The 22,004-nt window shown below is 60.3% G+C and carries 21 protein-coding genes; 17 read left to right on the top strand and 4 right to left on the bottom strand.

Annotated elements, in window-relative coordinates; translation table 11 throughout:
- The 3 genes from MYY08_RS11235 to MYY08_RS11225 form a co-directional block, all read left to right on the top strand.
- On the top strand, window positions 1–439 hold a 439-nt coding region (locus MYY08_RS11235; protein ID WP_288014199.1), incomplete at its 5' end, for a TSUP family transporter.
- 66 nt (window positions 440–505) lie between these two features.
- Complete coding sequence (locus tag MYY08_RS11230) at window positions 506–1,054, top strand: elongation factor P hydroxylase (RefSeq protein ID WP_038629923.1); 549 nt, start codon at window positions 506–508, stop codon at window positions 1,052–1,054.
- Between the two features lie 29 nt (window positions 1,055–1,083).
- Window positions 1,084–1,365: a YfcL family protein gene (locus MYY08_RS11225; protein WP_038625004.1), complete on the top strand. Its 282-nt coding sequence runs from the start codon at window positions 1,084–1,086 to the stop codon at window positions 1,363–1,365.
- 96 nt (window positions 1,366–1,461) lie between these two features.
- Here the strand turns inward: MYY08_RS11225 and mnmC are convergent, their stop codons facing one another.
- A complete protein-coding gene (gene mnmC, locus MYY08_RS11220) occupies window positions 1,462–3,471 on the bottom strand; it encodes a bifunctional tRNA (5-methylaminomethyl-2-thiouridine)(34)-methyltransferase MnmC2/FAD-dependent 5-carboxymethylaminomethyl-2-thiouridine(34) oxidoreductase MnmC1 (protein WP_288014197.1) in 2,010 nt (669 codons plus the stop codon).
- A gap of 158 nt (window positions 3,472–3,629) precedes the next feature.
- Between mnmC and fabB the strand changes: the two genes are divergently transcribed.
- Both fabB and MYY08_RS11210 read left to right on the top strand, forming a co-directional pair.
- A complete protein-coding gene (fabB, locus tag MYY08_RS11215; protein WP_038625006.1) occupies window positions 3,630–4,847 on the top strand; it encodes a beta-ketoacyl-ACP synthase I in 1,218 nt (405 codons plus the stop codon).
- Between the two features lie 328 nt (window positions 4,848–5,175).
- Complete coding sequence (locus tag MYY08_RS11210; protein WP_288014195.1) at window positions 5,176–6,348, top strand: arabinose transporter; 1,173 nt, start codon at window positions 5,176–5,178, stop codon at window positions 6,346–6,348.
- On the opposite strand, the gene pdxR is transcribed toward MYY08_RS11210, so the two are convergent.
- Complete coding sequence (gene pdxR, locus MYY08_RS11205) at window positions 6,345–7,781, bottom strand: MocR-like pyridoxine biosynthesis transcription factor PdxR (RefSeq protein ID WP_084971238.1); 1,437 nt, start codon at window positions 7,779–7,781, stop codon at window positions 6,345–6,347. The genes MYY08_RS11210 and pdxR overlap by 4 nt on opposite strands.
- A gap of 88 nt (window positions 7,782–7,869) precedes the next feature.
- On the opposite strand from pdxR, the gene MYY08_RS11200 reads away from it, so the two are divergent.
- Window positions 7,870–8,322 (top strand): rhodanese-like domain-containing protein, encoded by a 453-nt coding sequence (locus MYY08_RS11200; protein ID WP_038625009.1) that lies wholly within the window; start codon window positions 7,870–7,872, stop codon window positions 8,320–8,322.
- Between the two features lie 16 nt (window positions 8,323–8,338).
- Here the strand turns inward: MYY08_RS11200 and flk are convergent, their stop codons facing one another.
- Both flk and MYY08_RS11190 read right to left on the bottom strand, forming a co-directional pair.
- Window positions 8,339–9,376: a flagella biosynthesis regulator Flk gene (flk, locus tag MYY08_RS11195; protein ID WP_038625010.1), complete on the bottom strand. Its 1,038-nt coding sequence runs from the start codon at window positions 9,374–9,376 to the stop codon at window positions 8,339–8,341.
- A gap of 197 nt (window positions 9,377–9,573) precedes the next feature.
- On the bottom strand, window positions 9,574–10,485 hold the full coding sequence (locus MYY08_RS11190; RefSeq protein WP_038625011.1) for a DMT family transporter: 912 nt from the start codon (window positions 10,483–10,485) through the stop codon (window positions 9,574–9,576).
- 125 nt (window positions 10,486–10,610) lie between these two features.
- Between MYY08_RS11190 and MYY08_RS11185 the strand changes: the two genes are divergently transcribed.
- The 11 genes from MYY08_RS11185 to MYY08_RS11135 all read left to right on the top strand — a co-directional run bounded on the left by MYY08_RS11185 (window position 10,611) and on the right by MYY08_RS11135 (window position 21,992).
- A complete protein-coding gene (locus MYY08_RS11185) occupies window positions 10,611–11,399 on the top strand; it encodes an AraC family transcriptional regulator (RefSeq protein WP_038625013.1) in 789 nt (262 codons plus the stop codon).
- 58 nt (window positions 11,400–11,457) lie between these two features.
- On the top strand, window positions 11,458–12,591 hold the full coding sequence (pdxB, locus tag MYY08_RS11180; protein WP_038625014.1) for a 4-phosphoerythronate dehydrogenase PdxB: 1,134 nt from the start codon (window positions 11,458–11,460) through the stop codon (window positions 12,589–12,591).
- Between the two features lie 113 nt (window positions 12,592–12,704).
- The gene (locus tag MYY08_RS11175) at window positions 12,705–13,715 is read left to right on the top strand and encodes an aspartate-semialdehyde dehydrogenase (protein ID WP_288014191.1); all 1,011 of its coding nucleotides are present in this window, start codon (window positions 12,705–12,707) and stop codon (window positions 13,713–13,715) included.
- Entirely contained in the window at window positions 13,715–14,524 is an 810-nt protein-coding gene (gene truA, locus MYY08_RS11170) for a tRNA pseudouridine(38-40) synthase TruA (RefSeq protein WP_038625016.1), read from the top strand. Before MYY08_RS11175 ends, truA begins: the two co-directional genes overlap by 1 nt.
- Before the next feature lie 33 nt (window positions 14,525–14,557).
- Window positions 14,558–15,220: a DedA family protein gene (locus MYY08_RS11165; protein WP_038625018.1), complete on the top strand. Its 663-nt coding sequence runs from the start codon at window positions 14,558–14,560 to the stop codon at window positions 15,218–15,220.
- A gap of 147 nt (window positions 15,221–15,367) precedes the next feature.
- On the top strand, window positions 15,368–16,279 hold the full coding sequence (accD, locus tag MYY08_RS11160; RefSeq protein ID WP_288014189.1) for an acetyl-CoA carboxylase, carboxyltransferase subunit beta: 912 nt from the start codon (window positions 15,368–15,370) through the stop codon (window positions 16,277–16,279).
- Window positions 16,280–16,346: 67 nt separating this feature from the next.
- The gene (gene folC / locus MYY08_RS11155; RefSeq protein WP_084971240.1) at window positions 16,347–17,621 is read left to right on the top strand and encodes a bifunctional tetrahydrofolate synthase/dihydrofolate synthase; all 1,275 of its coding nucleotides are present in this window, start codon (window positions 16,347–16,349) and stop codon (window positions 17,619–17,621) included.
- Window positions 17,611–18,354: a cell division protein DedD gene (gene dedD, locus MYY08_RS11150; protein ID WP_288014187.1), complete on the top strand. Its 744-nt coding sequence runs from the start codon at window positions 17,611–17,613 to the stop codon at window positions 18,352–18,354. The genes folC and dedD overlap by 11 nt, the downstream gene beginning before the upstream one ends.
- A 196-nt stretch (window positions 18,355–18,550) precedes the next feature.
- On the top strand, window positions 18,551–19,036 hold the full coding sequence (cvpA, locus tag MYY08_RS11145) for a colicin V production protein (RefSeq protein ID WP_038629924.1): 486 nt from the start codon (window positions 18,551–18,553) through the stop codon (window positions 19,034–19,036).
- Between the two features lie 36 nt (window positions 19,037–19,072).
- Window positions 19,073–20,590, top strand: coding sequence for an amidophosphoribosyltransferase (purF, locus tag MYY08_RS11140; protein WP_038625032.1), 1,518 nt, complete (start codon window positions 19,073–19,075; stop codon window positions 20,588–20,590).
- Between the two features lie 319 nt (window positions 20,591–20,909).
- The gene (locus tag MYY08_RS11135) at window positions 20,910–21,992 is read left to right on the top strand and encodes a DUF8093 domain-containing protein (protein WP_052133871.1); all 1,083 of its coding nucleotides are present in this window, start codon (window positions 20,910–20,912) and stop codon (window positions 21,990–21,992) included.
- The last annotated feature ends 12 nt before the right edge of the window (window positions 21,993–22,004 follow it).

The raw sequence follows: 22,004 nt of genomic DNA, 5'->3' as shown, positions 1-22,004 counted from the left end.
GCTGATGCCGCGCCTGGGCGAGGACGATCGTCAGCGGCGGCTGGACGGCATCGCCTTTGCGCTGGTGGCGGGCGGGGCGGTCGGCTTTTACGACGGTTTTTTCGGTCCGGGCGCCGGCTCTTTCTATGCGCTGGCGTTCGTGACGCTGGCTGGCTTCAACCTGGCGAAATCCACCGCGCACGCCAAGGTGCTGAATTTCACCTCTAACCTCACCAGCCTGCTGTTTTTTATCCTTGGCGGCAAGGTGGTGTGGGGCGTCGGCCTGGTGATGCTGGTAGGGTCGGTCTGCGGCGCGCGTCTCGGCGCGCGCATGGTGCTGTCGCGCGGGCAGAAGCTGATTCGCCCGATGGTGGTGATCGTTTCGGTGGTGATGAGCAGCAAGCTGCTGTATGAAGATTACGGCGCCGCCATCGGCCACTGGCTGACCCACCTCTGGTGATAATGCTCGTCAACCCGCGCGCTAAATGCGACAATTGCGCGTTTTTTTCAGCCGACAGTTATGGATATGAGTACAACGCACCGCTATCAGGACCTGATTACGCTATTCGATCGCTGCTTTCAGGACGATTTTCAGACCCGTTTAATCAAGGGCGACGATGAGCCGATCTACCTGCCGGCGGACGAAACGTCGCCCTGGCATCGCGTGGTATTTGCGCATGGTTATTACGCCAGCGCGCTGCATGAGATCTCGCACTGGTGCATCGCTGGCGCCGAGCGCCGCAAGCTGGTGGACTTCGGTTACTGGTATTGCCCGGACGGACGCGACGCCGATACCCAGCATCAGTTTGAGTCAGTTGAAATCAAACCGCAGGCGCTGGAGTGGATGTTCAGCGTTGCGGCGGGCTTCCCCTTCAACGTGAGTTGTGACAATCTCAATGGAGATTATGAGCCGGATCGCATCGCTTTTCAGCGTCAGGTTCATGCTCAGGTGATGCACTACCTTGAAAACGGCATTCCGGCGCGCCCGGCCCGTTTTATCGCTGAACTACAGCGTTTTTATCATACGCCCCCGCTGACGGCGGCGCAGTTTCCCTGGCCGGAAGATCTGCGCTGAACGGAGGCGCGACTTAATGAGGAATTGAGATGATCGCAGAATTTGAAACGCGTATTCTGGCCCTGATTGACGATATGGTCGAGCACGCCAGTGATGATGAGCTATTCGCCAGCGGCTACCTGCGCGGTCACCTCACTCTGGCGGTTGCCGAGCTGGAGCAGAGCGGCGAACATACCGCGGAAGCGTTGCAGATCCATGTACAGAACAGCCTGCAAAACGCTATCGCCGCCGGTGAACTCTCGCCGCGCGACCAGGCGCTGGTGATCGGCATGTGGGATAACCTGTTCCTGCAGGCGCGTCAGCCCGCCTGAACCGGACTGAAATATAAAAAAGCGGCCTGCGGGCCGCTTTTTTATTGTATGAAAAGCGCGTTAACGCAGGGGGGAGGCGACCTGCCTCGTTCCCCTTTACTTTACCGCCTTTCCTTTCAGCAGCTTACGCACCCAGTAACGATTCGGGCTTAGCGCGGCCAGCGTGGCGCGATCCAGCGGTAAAGGCTCGGCGCAAAGCTGCGCCGCCAGCACCTCGGCCGCCAGCGGACCGCTGCACAGGCCGCGCGATCCCAGCGCGCCCAGCACAAACAGGCCCGGCCATACCGGAGCCGGGGCGATCTTCGTCTGCTGCGCGCGCTGGCGCGGCAGATCCTGATAGCGCTCCAGCGTGGCGGCATAGTCGGGCAGGTTGCCGACAAACGGCAGATGATCGCGCGTAGCGCATCGCACGCCGTTACGCGCCTCGCCAGCGCTGACGTCGACTGCCTGCGTCCAGTCGCACTGCGGCAGACAGCGCAACAGGCGTTCGCGGTTCTCCTGTTGATCGTCTTCACGATACGCCACAGAGATATCGCCGCGGTGGTAGCTGGCGCCGATGCAGTGGGTGCCAAACGCCGGGCTGACCGGCGTCAGATAGCCCTCATAACACAACACCTGCTTCAAAGGCGCCAGCCCGGCGCGGGAAGGAACATGGCTCACCTGGCCGCTGACTGGATAGGCAGGCAGCTTTTCGCTTTGCGCCAGCGAGGTGATGGCGTGGCCGTTAGCCAGCACCACGTTCTTATACTGCGCCGTCGCGCCGTCGGCGAAGCAGAGCCGCCAGCCGCTGTCGTTAGCCTCCAGCTTTTCCAGTCGGTGCCGCCAGTGAATCTGCAATCCCTGCTGCTGAGCCAGCTGAAACAGCGCGGCGGTCAATTCGCCCGGCGCCAGCCAGCCGCCGGCAGGATAGTAGATGCCGCCGCAGCCGAGCGGCACGCCCGCCAGTCGCTCCGCCTGTTCCACGTCCACGCCTTGCGCCAGCGCTTCCGGCAGCTCCATCGCCAGCATCTGCTGGATCTTCTCCGCGCTTTTATCATCCCAGCCGAGCTGGGTAACGCCGCACCAGTCGTGGGCAAAATCGACCGGCAGCGCATCGTAAAGCCGCCGCGCAAAGCCGAAGGCGGCAGGGAAGAACTGCGCCAGCGCCGGATCGTGCTGATTCAGTAAAGGATAGAGCGCGCCCTGACGGTTGCCGGACGCGTTCTGCGCCGGCGCGTCGTCGGCGCAGTAAAGCGTGACCCGTTTGCCGCGTCGCAGCAGCGCCAGCGACAACAGCGCGCTGGCGACGCCGCCGCCGATGATCGCGATATCGTCGTCTTCGGCGGCGGAGCGCGCATACCAGGGCGCGGAGTGAGGCAGCTCAGGCGCCTGCGCCAGCGCGCCGCACAGCATCTCGCGCTTGTGGCCGTAACCTTTGCGTTTGACCGCATCGAAGCCCGCCTGTTGCAGGCCGCGACGCACAAAGCCCGCTGCGGTAAAGGTGGCGAAAGTGCCGTCGGGCCGCGCCAGACGCGCCATAGCGTCAAACAGCGCTGGCGTCCACATATCGGGGTTTTTCGACGGTGCGAAGCCGTCCAGAAACCAGGCGTCTACGCTGCGTCCCAGGCTGTCATCAAAATGGTGGATAAGCGTATTAACATCGCCAAACCACAGATCCAGCGTGACGCGCCCGCCGTCCAGCAGCAAACGATGGCAGCCCGGCAACGGCAGCGGCCACTGGCGGCGCAGCGCATCGGCCCAGGGCGCCAGTTCGGGCCAGCGCGCGTGGGCGGCGGCGAGATCCGCCTGCGCCAGCGGAAATTTTTCCATGCTGATGAAGTGCAGTCGCTGCAAGGCCGCCTGCGGCTGCGCCTGGTGGAAGCGATCGAAGGCGCGCCACAGCGTAAGAAAATTCAGGCCGGTGCCGAAGCCGGTTTCCGCAGCGACAAACAGCGCGCGCGGATGCGTGGTGAAACGGTCGGGCAAACCGTTGCCGCCCAAAAAGACATATTCAGTCTCTTCCAGACCGTTCTGATTAGAAAAATAGACGTCGTCAAATTCTCGGGATACAGGTGTACCCTGGTCGTTCCAGTCCAGTTTTGCGTGTTCTATCGGTGCGTTGTTCAACGGGAATGGCTCATTTATCAGGCAATGGCGGGATTTTATCGAGCCCGGTCATATCGCGCAAATTTATGCAATAATTTCGCTGATCGGACTTGTTCGGCGTACAAGTGTACGCTAAAGTGCGTGTCAAATCCTAATAGTGATATGGAAGAGGTATTTTAATGAAACGTGCTGTGATTACTGGCCTGGGGATCGTTTCCAGCATTGGTAACAACCAGGAGGAAGTCCTGGCATCTCTGCGTGAAGGCCGCTCTGGCATCACTTTCTCACAGGAGATGAAAGATTCCGGCATGCGTAGTCACGTCTGGGGTAACGTTAAACTTGATACCACAGGCCTCATTGACCGCAAAATTGTGCGCTTTATGAGTGACGCGTCCATTTATGCTTATCTCTCTATGGCTGAAGCGATTAAAGACGCCGGCCTGAGCGACGAGGTTTACCAGAATAACCCGCGTGTTGGCCTGATCGCCGGTTCCGGCGGCGGCTCTCCGCGCTATCAGGTGTTCGGCGCTGACGCGATGCGTAGCCCGCGCGGCCTGAAAGCGGTGGGCCCGTACGTGGTCACCAAAGCGATGGGCTCCGGCGTTTCCGCCTGCCTGGCGACGCCGTTTAAAATCCACGGCGTGAACTACTCTATCAGCTCCGCCTGCGCTACCTCCGCGCACTGCATCGGCAACGCGGTAGAGCAGATTCAGCTGGGCAAACAGGACATCGTTTTTGCTGGCGGCGGCGAGGAGCTGAGCTGGGAAATGGCCTGCGAGTTTGATGCGATGGGCGCGCTCTCCACTAAATATAACGAAACCCCGGAAAAAGCGTCCCGCACCTATGACGCCAACCGTGATGGTTTCGTCATCGCCGGCGGCGGCGGCATGGTGGTGGTTGAGGAGCTGGAACATGCTCTGGCGCGCGGCGCACATATCTATGCGGAGATCGTCGGCTACGGCGCGACCTCTGACGGCGCGGATATGGTTGCCCCTTCAGGCGAAGGCGCGGTGCGCTGCATGAAGATGGCGATGCAGGGACTCGATACCCCGATCGACTACCTGAACACCCACGGCACCTCCACGCCGGTCGGCGATGTGAAAGAGCTGGGCGCGATCCGCGAAGTATTCGGCGAACAGCAGCCTGCTATCTCCGCCACCAAAGCAATGACCGGCCATTCGCTGGGCGCTGCGGGCGTGCAGGAAGCGATCTACACCCTGCTGATGCTGGAGCACGGCTTTATCGCGCCGAGTATCAACGTGGAAGAGCGCGATCCGGCGGCGGAAGGAATGAACATCATCACCGAGCCGACCGAACGTAAGCTGACGACGGTGATGTCCAACAGCTTTGGCTTTGGCGGTACCAACGCTACGCTGACCATGCGTAAATATCAGTAAGCGACGCGTTATCATCAGCCCGGCATCCGCCGGGCTTTTTTTTGCCTGCGATCTCCCTGTCGCCAGGACGCTTTTTGCGAGACGGCGCGAATTCCGGCGTCAAGGGTGAAAAAAGCTGAACGCGCCGGTTGGTGCCGCGCGGATATCTCTATTACACTCCCTGCCAGCGTTCAACGCATCCGCGTCGCGCCTTTTTTCAGTTAACAATATCGTCATGATATTGCGTAAGCGTTCACGTTAACCAACGCACCCGCTCCGGCATTTGACGCCGGTCATAAGGGCGCGCGTGGCCGACATGCGCCTGCAATACTCAGGAGAACCGTGACGAATGTCCGAGACGACAATCCACACTTCAACAGGCAAGGCGTTAATCGCCTGCACCTCTTTCGCCGTCTTCTTAACCTATCTGACCGCCGGGCTGGCGCTGCCGGTGATCCCGCTGTTTGTGCATCAGGAGCTGGGCTACAGCAACCTGATGGTGGGCGTGGCGGTAGGCGTGCAATTTTTCGCCACGCTGCTGACGCGCAGCTTCGCCGGCAGGCGCGCTGACCGGCACGGCGCGAAAATCACCACCCAACAGGGCATGCTGGCGATCGCGCTGGTCGGCGCGGCCTATCTGCTCGCCGCCCAGCTGCCGCTGGCCGCCGCCGGAAAATTCGCGTTGCTGGTGGTGGGGCGTTTGCTGCTGGGCTTTGGCGAAAGTCTGCTGCTGACCGGCAATATGACCTGGGGGCTGGGGCTGGTGGGGCCGAAACGTTCCGGGCTGGTCATGTCCTGGAACGGCATGGCCATTTACGGCGCGCTGGCGGCAGGAGCGCCGCTGGGGCTGTGGATCCATGCGCGCTGTGGCTTTAGCGGGTTAGGCGTAGTGGCGCTGCTGTTGCCGCTGTTCTCGCTGGCGCTTAACGTCTGGATTCGTTCGGTGCCGGTGCAGGGCGGGGAACGCCCTTCGCTGTGGCGCGTGATTGGGCAGATTTTCTCGCCGGGCTGCGCGCTGGCGCTACAGGGCGTGGGCTTTGCCGCCATCGGCACCTTCACTTCGCTCTGGTTTGCGGAACGCAACTGGGGCAATGCCGGTTTCGCCCTGAGCGCTTTTGGCTGCGCTTTTGTGCTGGTGCGTATCTTTTTCGGCACGTTGCCGGACCGTCTGGGCGGCCGCCGCGTGGCGGTGGCGTCGCTGGCGATTGAGGTGGCGGGACTGCTGCTGATGGGGTTCTCTACCAGCGGAACAATGGCGCTGGCGGGCGCCGCGCTGACCGGCTGCGGCTGTTCGCTGGTCTTCCCGGCGCTTGGCGTTGAGGTGGTGAAACGGGTCGCGCCGCAGGTGCGCGGCACGGCGCTGGGCGGTTTCGCCGCCTTTCAGGATATCGCTTATGGCATCACCGGGCCGTTGACCGGCCTGCTGGCGACATCGTTCGGCTACGGCGCAGTCTATTTCGCCGCCGCCGTCTGCGCCGCGCTCGGCATGATGCTCTCGCTCTCGATTAGGCGTCAGCCTTAGAAAAGGGCGGCCAGCTTATTGACGCCAGCGACGATCTCCGCACGCTCCAGCGCGGCAAAGCCAAGCAGCCATCCCTGCTGAGCCGGGCGTTCGGCGTCGAGCCAGCAGGGAGCGAGACGCGGCAGCAGCAGCTGTTGCCGCGCCGCGCACTCTGTCAGCTTTGCCTCGTCTCCCTGACGCAGCAGGGCGGTCAGCTGTAAACCGCCGCGACAGGGCAGCAGCTGCAATTGGTCGGGCAGGCGCGCGCTCAGCTGCTCCAACAGCAGATCGCGGCGGCTCTGGTAAAGCTGGCGCATCAGACGCAGGTGCGCCGCATAGTGGCCCTGTTCGATAAAGGCGGCGGTCACCGACTGCGGCAGCAGCGCGCTGTGTCCATCCATCACGCTGCGCAGACGCAGCAGCGGTTCGATAAAGGCATCCGGCGCTACCATCCACGCCAGCCGCAGCGAGGGAAACAGCGATTTAGAAAAGGTGCCGAGATAAATCACCCTACCGTCGGGCCGAAGCCCCTGCATGGCGGGCATCGGCTGCGCGTCGTACCAGAATTCGCTGTCGTAATCATCCTCCACGATCCAGCTCTGCCGCTGCTCCGCCAGCGTCAGCCACGCCAGCCGCCTTTCCAGGCTGAGCGGCGCGCCGGTGGGATACTGGTGCGAAGGGGTCAGGTAAATAAGCCGCGGCGCGCCGTCGGCAGGCGGCACCGCTCCCTGCTCGTCGACCGTCACGCCGGTAATGCGCGCGCCGGCGTTGAGAAAAGCGTGATGCGCGCCCGGATAGCCGGGGTTTTCCATCCACACTTCTTCGCCATTATCCAGCAACAGCAGCGACAGCATCTGCAACGCCTGCTGCGAACTGGTCAGCACAATAATCTGCTCAGGTGCGCAGCGCACGCCGCGCGCCTGCGCCAGATAAGCGGCGAGCGCCTGACGCAGCGGCAGCCAGCCCTGCGGATCGCCGTAGCGCATCAGCACGCTGCCCTGCCTCTGCTGCCGGGCGGTAAGGCGACGCCACAGCTCATGAGGAAAAGCGCGTAGCTCCGGCGATCCCGCCGCGAAAGCCCACGGATAAAGCGGGTCCTGACAGCCTCCGCCAGCCACCACTCTGGCCGCGCGGCGTGAGAGCGTCACCGTCCGCGGCGCATGCGTAACGACATCTTTAGCGCCCGGCGCGCGCAGGGTAATCGCGACAAAGGTGCCCTTGCCGGTTTTTCGCGTCAGATAACCTTCGCTCTCCAGTTGGCTGTAGGCGGCCTCTACCGTTACGCGCGAAAGTTGCAGATCAACGGCCAGCAAGCGCGAGGAGGGCAGACGATTGCCCGCCGTCAGGCTGCCTTCGCCGATCGCCTGACGCAGCGCGTTACAGAGGCGATCGCGACGGGTAGCGCTGCTTTGCGCTGAATAAAGCATTAGAAGACGTGCGGTGAGGGCGGCCATAATAGGTCTTATCAATAAAGCGAAATGGGTATCTCGCATCATACCGATGCGCCGTTATGATGAAAGAAAAACCACAGGAGAAAAAATCATGACCCACGCTTCCGCCGTACTCGCTTTTCCACCGCCTGACGCCGCTGACAGCGCGGCATGGCTGGCGCGCAAGCTCGCTTACTACGCCGATGCCTGGGATGTCGCCGAAGATTTAGCCAACGGCATTGAGGATATTGTGGTGATCGACGCGCGATCGCCGCAGGCCTGGCGCGCAGGCCATATCTGCGGAGCTATCAACTTTCCTCACCGTGACATGACGCCGGAACGCCTGGCGCAGCTCGATCGCACGAAAGTTTACGTGACCTACTGCGACGGCATCGGCTGCAACGGCTCGACAAAGGCGGCGTGGAAACTGGCCAGCGCCGGGCTGCACGTTAAAGAGTTAATCGGCGGGCTCGATTTCTGGCGGCGCGACCAGCACCCGGTCGTCGAAGGAGACGCGTCGGGCGAATGGCCGCAGAGGACAGGGCGCAGCGACTGCGGCTGCTAGCTGGCGCGCTGCCCGATCAGAACAGCAGATACAGCAGCAGCGCGACCACCAGCAGGGCGATAAAGGTCGCCAGCACCGGACGGCCAGCCAGCGGCTGCAACGGCGCTGGCAGCCACGGAATCAGCGGGTTATAGATCGGCTGCGGGTTGATCTCGCTGTCGGCGCGTAGGGTTTCGCTCTCACTGACCCGCTCGGCGCGACGGGAAAAGAGCAGGTTCAGCAGATCCTGCGCCTGCGCTGAAGTCAGCACTGTTTGCGGCGTCGCCTGAAAACGCTGCTGGCTGTAATCTTCCAGCATTTGCTGCTCGGCGCGATCCGGCGGATGCTTCAGCGCCGCCTCCAGCATTTGCAGCGTTGGCGCATGCTGCTGGCTCAGAGTCTGACGCACCTGCAGATACTGCGTCAGCAGCGGGAAATGACGTGACGGGATCGGATCGCCGCTTTTCAGACCCACCAGCTTCAGAGCGGCGTTCCATACCGATGTAGACTGCTCGCCGGTGGCGGCAGCCAGTTTTACCACCTGCTGATTCAGCGTTTGATGCTCAGCCGGCAGCAGGGTGCGATCGCTGTTGCGGCTCAGCTGCGGCTGCGGAATAGTCATCTGACCGTTTTGCAGCATGGTCAGCACCTGACGCAGCTGATCCTGCGACAGCGAACTGAGCACCGTGTGGCCAAACTGCTGACGGATAAAGTCGCTCACCGCCTGACGGTTGTTGCCCTGCGGCAACAGCTCGGTCAACTGCTGCAACAGCTGGCGCGTGGCGTGGCTGTTCTGCACCTGCGACAGCCTGCCGTTCAGGAAGTTTTCCGCGGCGGGAAAGTGGCGCGACTGTAGCTCGGCATCGTTTTTTACGCCGACCTCATGGCGCAATCCCGCCCACAGCTCAGGCGCTTTTAAGGCGCTGAGCGACATAATGCGCACCACCAGACGTTCCAGCGTGGTGCGCTGCGCCGGAGAAAGCGGTTGTTCGCCAGGCGTGCCGCCGCGAGGAGGCTGGCCAGGTACAGTTGTGCGATCGCCCTGGGGCGCGCCGGGGCCAGTAAGAGGTTGCATGGCGGAATCCTTAAAACGGCGGGTCAAAATCCGGGGCGCGCCGGAAAAGTGGAGTAGGGCGCTATGATACCAATCCTGACACAGAAAAATCCAGGGGCGAGGCGGGTGTCGCGGCGTGATTTTTCCCTGACGGGTCAGCTTCTCGCCGACGCAGCGGCCGCCAGCCGCGTCGGGAGAAAAATCACAGCGTCGCGGGCTCAGGCGGCGGCGTCTTTTTCCGCTGCCGAAACTGCGCGGCGGTTAAAAAGCGGCGTACGCAGACGCTGCGCGATAATCACGCCCAGCAGCGTGACGCCGCCGCCGATAAAGTGATAGCTGTGCAGCGTTTCATGCAGAAACAGCACGGCGATAACGGCAGTAAAAATCGGCACCAGATTCATAAAAATGCTGGTGGTGCTGGCGCCCATGCGCAGTACGCCCTGAATCCATAAAAACGGCGCGATAATCGAGGCGGGAATGCCGGCGAACAGCACCAGCGGAATATTCGCGGCGTTCAGGCTGATATCCGGCGCGTGCAGAAAGTTGGGCGTCAGCAGCAGCACGCCGAAGAAAATCTGCATATAGAGACTCTGCCAGCCCGGCAGGGCGATCGCCCAGCGTTTGGTCAGCACGCCGTAGAGCGCATAGGAGGTCGACGCGGCGAACATCATCAGCTCGCCGGTTCCCAGCCCATGCGTCAGCAGCTGCGCGGGATTCCCCTGGCTTACCAGCCAGATCAGCCCGCAAAACGAAAACAGCGTGCCGAGCAGAATGCCGAGCGTCGGCGCGACCCGTAAAATCACTACGCTCAGCAGCACCGTCAGCAGCGGGATCAGCGCGTTCAGTATGCCCATAAACAGCGCGGTGACGCTGTGCGCCGCATAATAGGTCAGGCACTGGTAGAGCACCATGCCCAGCAGACCCAGCACCAGCAGTTTCCACCAGGCCTTCGCCACCTCGCGGCGGTTGCGCCAGACGGCGGGCAGCACAAAGGGCGTCAGCGCCAGCAACGCCAGCAGCCAGCGATAGAAAGAGATCGCCGCCGGATCGATAGCGCCGGCGGAAAGTTTGCTGACAATGGCGTTAACCGACCAGATCAGCACGGCAAAAAGGGGAAAAAGAAAGCTCATCGTGATTATGCACCTCTTGGCGGATTGCGGGCAGTGTACGCTTGTCCGTTTTCAGACAGATAATTAAAATCTGACAAAATGATTCACCGACCGGACAGATCGCCGCGCCTTTTTTCGGAGAACGGATGGTTCAGCTTGTTTATCAGGAGCCGTCGCACGCCGACGACTTTCGTTTCTTTGTGCGCTACGAGCAGACCAACGCCCGCACGGAGTATCTGCCGCATATCCATCGCTGGGGTCAACTGATCTTCGTCGAGGGCAACGTGCTGCAAATTGAGGTCGAGGGCAAACGGCTGCTGACCCCGGCGGCGTTTCCGGTCTGGATCCCGCCGCAGCGCGAGCATGCCAGCTATAACCATAAGGATACCAGGCTGCTGACCTTTAACATCGCCGCCGGGCTCTGTGACGGCATGCCGCCGCAGCCCTGCCTGATCCAGGCCGGACCGATCGTGAAGGCGATTATGGATGACTTCGCCGCGCGTCAGCTGCATCTGCCGCAGACCGAGGCCGATTTACGCCTGTGCGAGGTGGTGCGCGACCGGCTGCTGCTGGCGCCGACCCAGGAGAGCTATCTGCCGCGGTCGACGGATAAATACCTGGCGCCGATTCTGCAGGCGCTGGAAAACCATCCCGGCGACAGCACCACTATCGCGCAGTGGGCGCAACGCGTCTACACTACCGAACGCACGCTGGCGCGCCGCTGTCAGGCGCAGCTGGGCATGTCGCTCAGCGAATGGCGGCAGCGGCTGCGCTTTCTCCACGCCATTTCGCTGCTGGAGCAGGGGCGCTCGGTGCAGGATATCGCGCTTGAGCTGGGGTACAGTTCCGCCTCTGCGCTGATCGTAATGTTTCAGCAGCAGGCGGGCACCACGCCGGAGCGCTACCGCGCCGGGCGGCGGCACGTTGCGGCATGAATTTCCGCGATGAGTATGGCAACATACTCCTCTTTTCAGTCGATGCAGGAAAGCCGTAGTGAAAATTCTGGTAGATGAAAATATGCCCTACGCCCGCGAGTTGTTCAGCCGCACGGGTGAGGTGATCGCGGTGCCGGGCCGCCCGATTCCAGCGGCGGCGCTGGATGACGCCGATGCGCTGATGGTGCGATCCGTCACGAAGGTGAACGAAGCGCTGCTGGGCGGCAAGGCGATTAAATTCGTCGGCACCGCCACCGCGGGCACCGACCATATTGATGAGGATTTTCTGGCGCGCCAGGGCATCGGCTTCTCCGCCGCGCCGGGCTGCAACGCTATTGCGGTTGTCGAATATGTCTTCTCCGCGCTGCTGATGCTGGCGGAGCGCGACGGCTTTCAGCTTACCGATCGCACCGTCGGCATTGTCGGCGTCGGCAACGTCGGCGGCCGCCTGCAAAAGCGGCTGGAAGCGCTGGGCGTGAAAACCCTGCTGTGCGATCCGCCGCGCGCCGATCGCGGCGACGCGGGCGATTTCCTGCCGCTGGAAACGGTGGCGGCGCAGGCGGACGTGCTAACCTTCCATACGCCGCTGTTTAAAGCGGGCCGCTATCAAACGCTGCATATGGCGGATGAAGCGCTGCTGCGCGCGCTGAAGCCCAACGCGATCGTCATCAACGCCTGCCGCGGGCCGGTGGTGGATAACGCGGCGCTGCTGCGGGTGCTGCAACAGCGCGACGATCTTAGCGTGGTGCTGGATGTCTGGGAGCCGGAGCCGGATCTTAACGTAGAGCTGCTGGCGCGCGTCGATATCGGCACCGCGCATATCGCGGGCTATACGCTGGAAGGCAAAGCGCGCGGCACGACTCAGGTATTCGAGGCCTGGACCCGCTTTCTCGGTCAGGCGCAGCAGGTGTCGCTGGAGACGCTGCTGCCGGCGCCGGAGTTTGGCCGCATCACTCTGCACGGCCCGCTCGATCAGGCAACGCTAAAACGTCTGGCACATCTGGTGTATGATGTGCGCCGCGACGATGCGCCGCTGCGCAAAGTCGCCGGTCAGCCCGGCGAATTCGACCGCCTGCGCAAGCAGTATCAGGAGCGCCGCGAATGGTCGTCGCTCTATGTGCAGTGCGATGACGCCGCCGCCGCCGCGTTGCTGAGCAAGCTGGGCTTCAATGCGGTTCATCAACCCGCATAACCCACGTTATTGCGTCTGCCGCCACGCCTCAGGCGGCAGGGGAATAATCTGAATCAACGGGCGGTGAATATCACCGCCTTCTGTTTTTATGTCATTGTCTGGAGTAAACCACCATGTCTGACGGCTGGAATATTGCGCTTTTAGGCGCGACAGGCGCAGTAGGGAACGCTTTACTGGAACTGCTGGCGGAACGCCAGTTCCCGGTGGGTGAGTTGTATCTGCTGGCGAGCGAGCGCAGCGCCGGAGAGAGCATGCGTTTCGACGGGAAATCGCTGCGCGTGCAGAACGCCGACGAATTCGACTGGTCGCAGGCGCAGCTGGCGTTTTTCGCCGCAGGCCGCGACGCCTCGGCACGCTACGCTGAAGACGCGGCGAGCGCCGGTTGCCTGGTGATCGACAGCAGCGATCTCTTTGCGTTGGAGCCGGATGTGCCGCTGGTGGTGCCGGACGTCAACCCGCAGGTGCTGGCGGATTACCGCAACCGCAATATTATTACCGTGGCCGACAGCCTGACCAGTCAGCTGCTGTGCGCCATCAAGCCGCTGGTTGAACAGGCGGGCCTGGCGCGTCTGCAGGTGACCAATCTGCTGTCGGTATCGGCGCAGGGCAAAGCGGCGGTCGATTCGCTGGCGGGCGAAAGCGCGCGTTTGCTGAACGGCGTGCCGGCGGAAGAACACTATTTTGGCCGCCAGCTGGCGTTCAACATGCTGCCGCAGTTGCCGGACAGCGCGGGCAGCGTCGCCAGCGAGCGTCGCCTGGTCGATCAGGTGCGCAAGGTACTACAGGACGAAGGCCTGCCGATCGCCGTCAGCAGCGTGCAGGCGCCGGTGTTTTACGGCAATGCGCAGATTGTGCATCTGGAAAGCCTGCGTCCGCTATCGGCGGAAGAGGCGCGCGACGAGCTGTCGCGGATGGATGAGATCGTGCTGTCGGATGAAAATGATTACCCGACCCAGGTCACCGACGCCTCCGACAACAGCAACCTGAACGTCGGCTGTCTGCGCAACGACTACGGCATCCCGGAGCTGCTGCAATTCTGGTCGGTCGCTGACAACATCCGCTTCGGCGGCGCGTTGATGGCGATAAAAACCGCCGAGAAGCTGGTGCAGGAGTATCTGTACTGATGACCGAGGCGGTAAACGGCGTCTGTAAACTGGCGCTTGGCATTGAATATGACGGCAGCCGTTATTACGGCTGGCAGCGGCAGCAGGAAGTGCGCAGCGTGCAGGCGCGGCTGGAGCAGGCGCTGTCGCAGGTAGCGAACCACGAGGTAACGGTATTTTGCGCCGGACGTACCGACGCTGGCGTGCACGGCACCGGACAGGTGGTGCATTTTGAAACCACCTCGGCGCGTAAGGATGCGGCCTGGACGCTGGGCGTGAACGCCAACCTGCCGGACGATATCGCCGTGCGCTGGGTTAAAGCGGTGCCGGAGGAGTTTCACGCGCGTTTCAGCGCCACGGCGCGACGTTACCGTTACGTGATCTACAATCACCGGCTGCGCCCGGCGATCCTGAACGGCGGCGTGACGCACTATCATCAGCCGCTGGATGCGGAAAGAATGCATCGCGCCGGGCAATGCCTGCTGGGTGAAAACGACTTTACCTCGTTTCGCGCCGTGCAGTGCCAGTCGCGCACCCCGTGGCGCAACGTGATGCATCTGAACGTCAGCCGTCACGGTGCGTACGTGGTGGTGGATATTAAAGCCAATGCGTTCGTGCACCATATGGTGCGCAATATCGTCGGCAGCCTGATGGAAATCGGCTGCGGCAACCAGCCCGAAAGCTGGATGGCTGAACTGCTGGCGGCGAAAGACCGCAAGCTGGCGGCCGCGACGGCGAAAGCGGAGGGCCTTTATCTGGTCTCCGTTGACTATCCGGCGCGTTTCGCCTTACCGACCCCGCCGATGGGGCCATTATTTCTCGAAGACTAATATTCAGGCGCTGCCGCTCGCTAAGGAAGAGTTATGGATCTAATCCGTTTTGTTGTCGATTTTATCCTGCATATCGATGTTCATCTCGCCGAGCTGGTGGCGCAGTATGGCATCTGGGTCTACGCCATTCTGTTTCTGATCCTGTTTTGCGAAACGGGCCTGGTGGTCACGCCGTTTCTGCCGGGCGATTCGCTGCTGTTCGTCGCTGGCGCGCTGGCCGCGCTGCCGACCAACGATCTTAATGTGCATGTGATGGTGACGCTGTTGACGATCGCGGCGGTGCTGGGCGATGCGGTCAACTATATGATTGGACGTCTGTTCGGCGAAAAGCTGTTCAGCAACCCCAATTCGCGCATTTTCCGCCGCAGCTATCTCGATAAAACCCACGCTTTTTACGAGCGCCACGGCGGAAAAACGATTATTCTGGCGCGCTTTGTGCCGATCGTCCGCACCTTCGCGCCGTTTGTCGCCGGGATGGGGCATATGTCCTATCGCCACTTCGCGCTGTTTAACGTGGCTGGCGCGCTGCTATGGGTGCTGCTGTTCTCCTACGCGGGATATTTCTTCGGCGCGCTGCCGATGGTGCAGGAAAACCTGAAGCTGCTGATCGTGGCGATTATTGTGGTTTCGATACTGCCAGGCGTTATTGAAGTGTGGCGCCATCGCCGTGCGGCGCGGCAGCAAAAACAGCCCTAAACCATCAGCGCTGACGGGTACGACCAGATTTTTATCCACAGCGCGAAATGGTTATGGTTTAATGGGCGACATTTATGGTCTGCTGAAGACGGCTTCAGCAGCAACAAGAAAAACTGGTTTCACCAGGTTCAAACAGAAAGGTCATCAATGAGCTGGATTGAACGAATTCTCAATAAGAGCACAATCACCCCATCGCGCAGAGCAAACATTCCTGAAGGGGTCTGGACAAAATGCGACAGCTGCGGGCAGGTGCTTTACCGTGCTGAGCTGGAACGCAACCTGGAAGTTTGTCCAAAATGCGACCATCACATGCGTATGCATGCGCGCGAGCGCCTGCACAGCCTGTTAGATCAGGGCACGCTGGTGGAACTGGGCAGCGAACTGGAGCCGAAAGATGTGCTCAAGTTCCGCGATTCCAAAAAGTATAAGGATCGTCTGGCTGCCGCGCAGAAAGAGACCGAAGAAAAAGACGCGCTGATCGTGATGAAGGGCACGCTGCACAGCATGCCGGTCGTCGCCGCCGCGTTTGAATTCGCCTTTATGGGCGGCTCGATGGGCTCGGTGGTAGGCGCGCGTTTCGTTCGCGCCGTCGAGCAGGCGCTGGAAGACAACTGTCCGCTGATCTGTTTCTCCGCCAGCGGCGGCGCCCGTATGCAGGAAGCGCTGATGTCGCTGATGCAGATGGCGAAAACCAGCGCCGCGCTGGCTAAAATGCGCGAGCGCGGTCTGCCGTACATCTCCGTGCTGACAGACCCGACCATGGGCGGCGTCTCCGCCAGTTTCGCCATGCTGGGCGATCTGAACGTGGCGGAGCCGAAGGCGCTAATCGGCTTTGCCGGCCCGCGCGTTATCGAACAGACGGTGCGCGAAAAACTGCCGCCGGGCTTCCAGCGCAGCGAATTCCTGATTGAAAAAGGCGCGATCGATATGATTATCCGCCGCCCGGAAATGCGCTTTAAACTGGCAAGCCTGCTGGCGAAGCTGCAAAATCTGCCTGCGCCGCTGCAGGACAGCGAAAACCGTCCTGAGCAGCCGGAAGCGGAAAGCCACGAGGCCTGACAGATGATGGAAAGGCGTCGCCCGCGGCGCCTTTCGCCAATGAACCGTAACCTTGTGAACGGGATCCATGGAAAATCTTCACCTTCCTCAAGCCACGTCGCCTCTGGCCACGTGGCTTTATTATCTTGAGCGTCTGCACACGCAGGCGATCGATCTGGGACTGACGCGTATCGAACACGTCGCCCGCACGCTTGATCTGTTAAAACCCGCGCCTTTCGTCTTCACTGTCGCCGGCACCAACGGCAAAGGCACCACCTGCCGCACGCTGGAAACGCTGCTGATGGCCGCTGGCTACCGCGTCGGCGTCTACAGTTCGCCGCATCTGCTGCGCTATACCGAACGGGTGCGCGTACAGGGCGATGAACTGCCGGAAGCGGCGCACACCGCCAGCTTCGCCGCTATCGAGGCGGGACGCGGCGACACCTCGCTAACCTATTTTGAATTCAGCACCCTGTCGGCGCTGCAACTGTTTAAGCAGGCGGCGCTGGACGTGGTGATCCTGGAGGTTGGCCTTGGCGGACGCCTTGACGCCACCAACATCGTCGACGCCGACGTCGCGGTGATCACCAGCATCGCGCTGGATCATACCGACTGGCTGGGCCCGGATCGGGAAAGCATTGGCCGTGAAAAGGCGGGCGTCTTCCGCGCCGGAAAACCGGCGGTAGTGGGGGAGCCCGATATGCCGCACACTATTGCCCAGGTAGCGCAGGAGAAAAGCGCTCAGCTGTTACAGCTGGGCCGCGACTGGCACTGGCAGGCGCAGGAGAGCGGCTGGCGCTTCAGCGATAGCCGCATCACCCTGGAAAACCTGCCGCAGCCGCAGGTGCCGCTGCCTAACGCGGCGACAGCGCTGGCTGCGCTTAGCGCCTCGGGCCTGAACGTCAGTGAAACGGTGATCCGTGAGCATCTGGATAAAGCCATCCTGCCGGGACGTTTTCAGACCGTGGCGCAGTCGCCGCAGGTGATTTTGGACGTGGCGCATAACCCGCATGCGGCAGCTTATCTCGCCAGTCGCCTGGCGCAGCTGCCGAAGCGGGGCGTGGTGCGCGCGGTGGTAGGCATGCTGCACGATAAAGATATCGCCGGCACGCTGGCCGCTCTCGCGCCGCAGGTGGATTGTTGGTATCTCGCGCCGCTGGAAGGGCCACGCGGTGCCAGCGCGGAACAGCTGCTGGCCGAGCTGAAAACCGATCGGGCGCAGTCCTTCGCCTCGGTCGCCGCCGCCTGGCAGGCCGCCATGCAGCAGGCGGATAAGCAGGATATTGTGCTGGTGTGTGGTTCATTCCATACGGTAGCGCACGTCATGGAAGCGATGGAAACGGAGAAGGGCAGTGGCAAGTAAGTTTCAGAACCGCTTAGTCGGCACGGTAATTCTGGTCGCCGTTGGCGTCATTGTCTTGCCAGGCCTGCTTGATGGCAAAAAGAAGCATTATAAAGAAGAATTCGCCGCGATCCCGCTGGTGCCGAAGCCGGACGATCAGCAGGACAGCGATATGGTGCCGCCGGTGACGCAGTCTCTGCCGACGCAGCCGCCGGAAGGCGCTGTCGCGGCGATAGGCGGCGGCAACAGCCATCCGTCGCAATCGGCGGATAGCGGATCGACCGTGCCGCAGCAGAACAGCGCGCCGACGGTAGTGACGCCGCCGCCGGTGCAGTCCGCGCCGCCGCTGAAGCCGCGCGCGGAGCAGACCCGGCCGCAGACGGTGGAAACGCCGAAACCGAAGCCGAAGCCGGTCGAACAGCCGAAACCGAAGCCGGCGGAGCAGCCTAAACCGGTTGAACAGCCGAAGCCGGTTGAGCAGCCGAAACCAGCGGAGCAAACCGCGCCGACGGGTCAGGCGTACGTGGTGCAGCTGGGCGCGTTGAAAAACGCCGCGAAGGTAAATGAGATCGTGGCGCAGCTGCGTCTTTCCGGCTATCGCGCCTTCACCGTGCCTTCCACGCCGGTACAGGGGCAGATCACCCGTATTTACGTGGGACCGGACGCCTCGAAAGCGAAAATGCAGGCGGCGATCGGCGAGCTGAAAAGCGTTTCCGGTCTCAGCGGCGTGGTGAAACCGTACAGCGCGCGCTAAGGCGCGACAGTCTTGTTCTGGTGGTCGGCCCTGCGTCATTTACGGCCGCAGGGTTGCCCCTCGTCAGCCCGCGCTGCGCTTTTTTGCGCCGGTTTTTTTATTTGTAAGGGGCAGGGAAAACCCTACGCAAACGTTTTCTTTTTCTGTTAGAATGCGCCCCGAACTGGATGCAGGGGCGCTGTCGCTGGAAGAGTTCATGGTCTGGATAGATTACGTCATCATTGGGATTGTTGGTTTTTCTGCTCTTGTCAGCCTGATCCGTGGGTTTGTTCGGGAAGCTTTATCGCTTATCACCTGGGGATGCGCATTCTTTGTTGCCAGTCATTACTATCCCTTCCTTGCTGTCTGGTTCACCGGATTTAACGATCAGCTGGTGCGCAACGGCATCGCTATCGCCGTTCTGTTTATCGCCACCCTGATTGTCGGGGCGATAGTGAACTATGTGATTGGCTCGCTGGTCGAAAAAACGGGTTTGTCAGGAACGGACAGAGTACTGGGGGTCTGCTTCGGGGCGCTGCGCGGCGTGTTAATCGTGTCGGCGATGCTGTTCTTCCTCGATACCTTTACCGGCTTTTCTAAAAGTCCGGACTGGCAGCAGTCTCAGTTGATCCCTGAGTTCAGTTACATCATCAGATGGTTTTTTGACTATCTGCAAAGCACGTCGAGTTTTTTACCCCGGTAATCGCGCCGGGTGTGCGGCCAATGAGGATATGACAACATGTGCGGTATTGTCGGTATCACCGGTTTTATGCCGGTCAACCAGTCGATTTATGACGCGTTAACGGTGCTCCAGCACCGTGGGCAGGATGCCGCAGGCATTTGTACCATCGATGCGCTGAACTGTTTCCGTCTGCGTAAGGCGAACGGGCTGGTCAACGATGTGTTCGAAGCTCGCCATATGCAGCGTTTGCAGGGCAATATAGGCATCGGTCATGTGCGTTACCCGACCGCCGGTAGCTCCAGCGCCTCCGAAGCGCAGCCTTTCTACGTCAACTCCCCATATGGCATTACCCTGGCCCACAACGGCAACCTGACCAACGCGCACGAGCTGCGCAAGCAGTTGTTTGAAAGCGGTCGCCGCCATGTGAACACCACTTCCGATTCCGAAATCCTGCTGAATATTTTCGCGCAGGAACTGGATCGCTGCCCGCATCACCCGCTGGAGGCGGATGACATTTTCGCCGCCGTCGCTGCGGTTCATCAGCAGGTGCGCGGCGCCTACGCCTGCGTGGCGATGATTATCGGCCACGGCATGGTCGCCTTCCGCGATCCTAACGGCATTCGTCCACTGGTGATGGGGAAACGCGAGCTGGACGGCGGACGCACCGAATATATGGTGGCTTCCGAAAGCGTGGCGCTCGATACGCTGGGCTTTGAGTTCCTGCGCGATGTCGCGCCGGGCGAAGCGGTCTATATCACGGTGAAAGGGCAGCTCTATACCCGCCAGTGCGCCGAGAACCCGCGCAACAATCCGTGCCTGTTCGAGTATGTCTATTTTGCCCGCCCGGATTCGTTCCTCGACAAGATTTCTGTCTACAGCGCCCGCGTCCGCATGGGCACCAAGCTGGGCGAAAAAATTGCGCGCGAGTGGGAAGACCTGGATATCGATGTAGTGATCCCGATCCCGGAAACCTCTACCGACGTGGCGCTGGAAATCGCGCGCATTCTGAACAAACCCTATCGTCAGGGCTTTGTGAAAAACCGCTATGTTGGCCGTACCTTTATCATGCCGGGCCAGCAGCTGCGCCGGAATGCGGTGCGCCGCAAGCTCAACGCCAACCGCGCCGAATTCCGTGATAAAAACGTGCTGCTGGTGGACGATTCTATCGTGCGCGGCACCACCTCAGAGCAGATCATTGAGATGGCGCGCGAAGCGGGCGCGAAAAAGGTCTATCTGGCTTCGGCTGCGCCGGAGATTCGTTTCCCGAACGTTTACGGCATCGATATGCCGAGCGCCACCGAACTGATCGCTCACGGTCGTGAAGTAGAAGAGATCTGCCAACTGATCAAAGCTGACGCACTGATCTTCCAGGATCTCGATGATCTGATCGAAGCGGTGCGCGAAGAGAATCCCGACATCGTTCAGTTTGAATGTTCGGTGTTTAACGGCGTTTACGTTACGAAAGATGTCGATCAGCAATATCTGGAATATTTGCAGTCGCTGCGCAACGACGACGCGAAAGCGATGGCGCGGCAGAACGAGGTAGAAAGCCTCGAAATGCATAACGAAGGGTAATTTTTCTGCGGGCCGGCTATCCGGCCCGCTGCTTTTCCGCCTTTTCCCCCTCGGTTTTCCCCACCGCGTAAGAATGTTCAGCCTTTATCGAACCTTTGTCTCGATCTCGCTTCGAATAACGGTTTGCTGTTAGTTTTGCCATGACAATGCCGTAAAAATCCCCCTGTTTTCATTCGATCTTCCTGTAACGCTGGGCGTATTAAGCGTTTTGCTAATAAGCTTGAATTCACTATTGATTACCGGCAACAGCACTCGGCTTGCCCGCTGAATAACGATATGCGAAGGTAAGGCGATAGTTTTCATCATAAGGATATGATGTATGAGCTTAAGCCTGCCTGGGAATAACCTTTATTATTTGCCACGCGATAATCTTGCGCCGGAAAAATATGAAGAGATAGTTAATCCTCTTTCCGCCTGGCCGCAGATTAAGAGTGAATATGTCTTTGACGATAGCCTGATGCCAGGTTTTCAGCTTATCAATATGCGCAGACGTGATTTTCATGGCTATACTAACCAGCTGCCGCCGCACGGCGCGCGAGAGCAGGAAAAGCTGAAAAGCATGCTGTTCTGTGGTGAAGTGGTAATGCTCAGCGGTTTTTCTGCCTCGCCGGGCTGGTTGTTTTATATTGACGATAATGGTGAACTGATTTGCTGCGATCCGCTGAGCTTTAAGTTTGACGGAGCGCAGCGGGTAATTCAGGAATATAAAAGATCGGTTGCCCGTAGAGATTATAGCAACAGCGGTGGAAAGCCGCGACCTACTGTTGTGCCTGCCCGTTCGGCTGAAATAAACAAGCCCGCTTCGCTCGAAGTTATTAATAGCAAAGCCGCGGGACGCCTGCTGGCCGCCGATGGGATTTACAATGGCAATATTGACGGGTTCCGAAAGACAGCCGAACAGCTCGGCGGCGAGGCGCCCGTTGGTTATAATCAGATTATGAATGACCAGACCAAAGGGTTGATCATTGCAGGCGCTTCCGTGGCGGCGGGCCTGACAATGGGACGGATCAATATTGGGGCTGGTAATCAAGGTTCTGTGGAAACGGTGAGAGCTGCCGTCGGGAAGAGCAGGCTACAAGTCAAGAATCTGGGTAACGTTAATGATTTCCTTTCTTCACAGTCAGCTCATATCAACAGAAAGTTAGGTGTGAAGATTGGACAAGGGCGCTTACCTTACGAAGCCAGTAAGGCTGGAATTGAGCAGGCAAAAGCAACGATAAAAGAAACTTTAGAAACGGCAACACAGATTGGCTCAATAATTCCAAATACTTCTGTTCGGGGCAAGTATGATCTTATTCATGTGTATAGCTCAAAAACGAACAGTACAGTGAGTTTGAGGATTTTGAGTGATGAAAAATATGAATTTGATACACTCATCCCAGAAAAGTCCTCGAAATTTTAAGGAGTATGATGA

Source organism: Mixta sp., from assembly GCF_024610815.1.
GTDB lineage: Bacteria > Pseudomonadota > Gammaproteobacteria > Enterobacterales > Enterobacteriaceae > Mixta > Mixta calida.
The sequence above is the reverse complement of the archived record's forward strand: the minus strand, read 5'-3'. Positions and strand labels throughout refer to the sequence as shown.

Excerpts from the sequence above, each read along its gene's own strand:
- MYY08_RS11200 (WP_038625009.1), top strand. The coding sequence starts at position 7,870 with ATGACCCACGCTTCCGCCGTACTCGCTTTTCCACCGCCTGACGCCGCT.
- fabB (WP_038625006.1), top strand. The coding sequence starts at position 3,630 with ATGAAACGTGCTGTGATTACTGGCCTGGGGATCGTTTCCAGCATTGGT.
- MYY08_RS11230 (WP_038629923.1), top strand. The coding sequence starts at position 506 with ATGAGTACAACGCACCGCTATCAGGACCTGATTACGCTATTCGATCGC.
- MYY08_RS11185 (WP_038625013.1), top strand. The coding sequence starts at position 10,611 with ATGGTTCAGCTTGTTTATCAGGAGCCGTCGCACGCCGACGACTTTCGT.
- cvpA (WP_038629924.1), top strand. The coding sequence starts at position 18,551 with ATGGTCTGGATAGATTACGTCATCATTGGGATTGTTGGTTTTTCTGCT.
- MYY08_RS11225 (WP_038625004.1), top strand. The coding sequence starts at position 1,084 with ATGATCGCAGAATTTGAAACGCGTATTCTGGCCCTGATTGACGATATG.
- flk (WP_038625010.1), bottom strand. The coding sequence starts at position 9,376 with ATGCAACCTCTTACTGGCCCCGGCGCGCCCCAGGGCGATCGCACAACT.
- purF (WP_038625032.1), top strand. The coding sequence starts at position 19,073 with ATGTGCGGTATTGTCGGTATCACCGGTTTTATGCCGGTCAACCAGTCG.
- MYY08_RS11190 (WP_038625011.1), bottom strand. The coding sequence starts at position 10,485 with ATGAGCTTTCTTTTTCCCCTTTTTGCCGTGCTGATCTGGTCGGTTAAC.
- MYY08_RS11135 (WP_052133871.1), top strand. The coding sequence starts at position 20,910 with ATGAGCTTAAGCCTGCCTGGGAATAACCTTTATTATTTGCCACGCGAT.
- accD (WP_288014189.1), top strand. The coding sequence starts at position 15,368 with ATGAGCTGGATTGAACGAATTCTCAATAAGAGCACAATCACCCCATCG.
- MYY08_RS11165 (WP_038625018.1), top strand. The coding sequence starts at position 14,558 with ATGGATCTAATCCGTTTTGTTGTCGATTTTATCCTGCATATCGATGTT.
- MYY08_RS11210 (WP_288014195.1), top strand. The coding sequence starts at position 5,176 with ATGTCCGAGACGACAATCCACACTTCAACAGGCAAGGCGTTAATCGCC.
- folC (WP_084971240.1), top strand. The coding sequence starts at position 16,347 with ATGGAAAATCTTCACCTTCCTCAAGCCACGTCGCCTCTGGCCACGTGG.
- MYY08_RS11175 (WP_288014191.1), top strand. The coding sequence starts at position 12,705 with ATGTCTGACGGCTGGAATATTGCGCTTTTAGGCGCGACAGGCGCAGTA.
- pdxR (WP_084971238.1), bottom strand. The coding sequence starts at position 7,781 with ATGGCCGCCCTCACCGCACGTCTTCTAATGCTTTATTCAGCGCAAAGC.
- truA (WP_038625016.1), top strand. The coding sequence starts at position 13,715 with ATGACCGAGGCGGTAAACGGCGTCTGTAAACTGGCGCTTGGCATTGAA.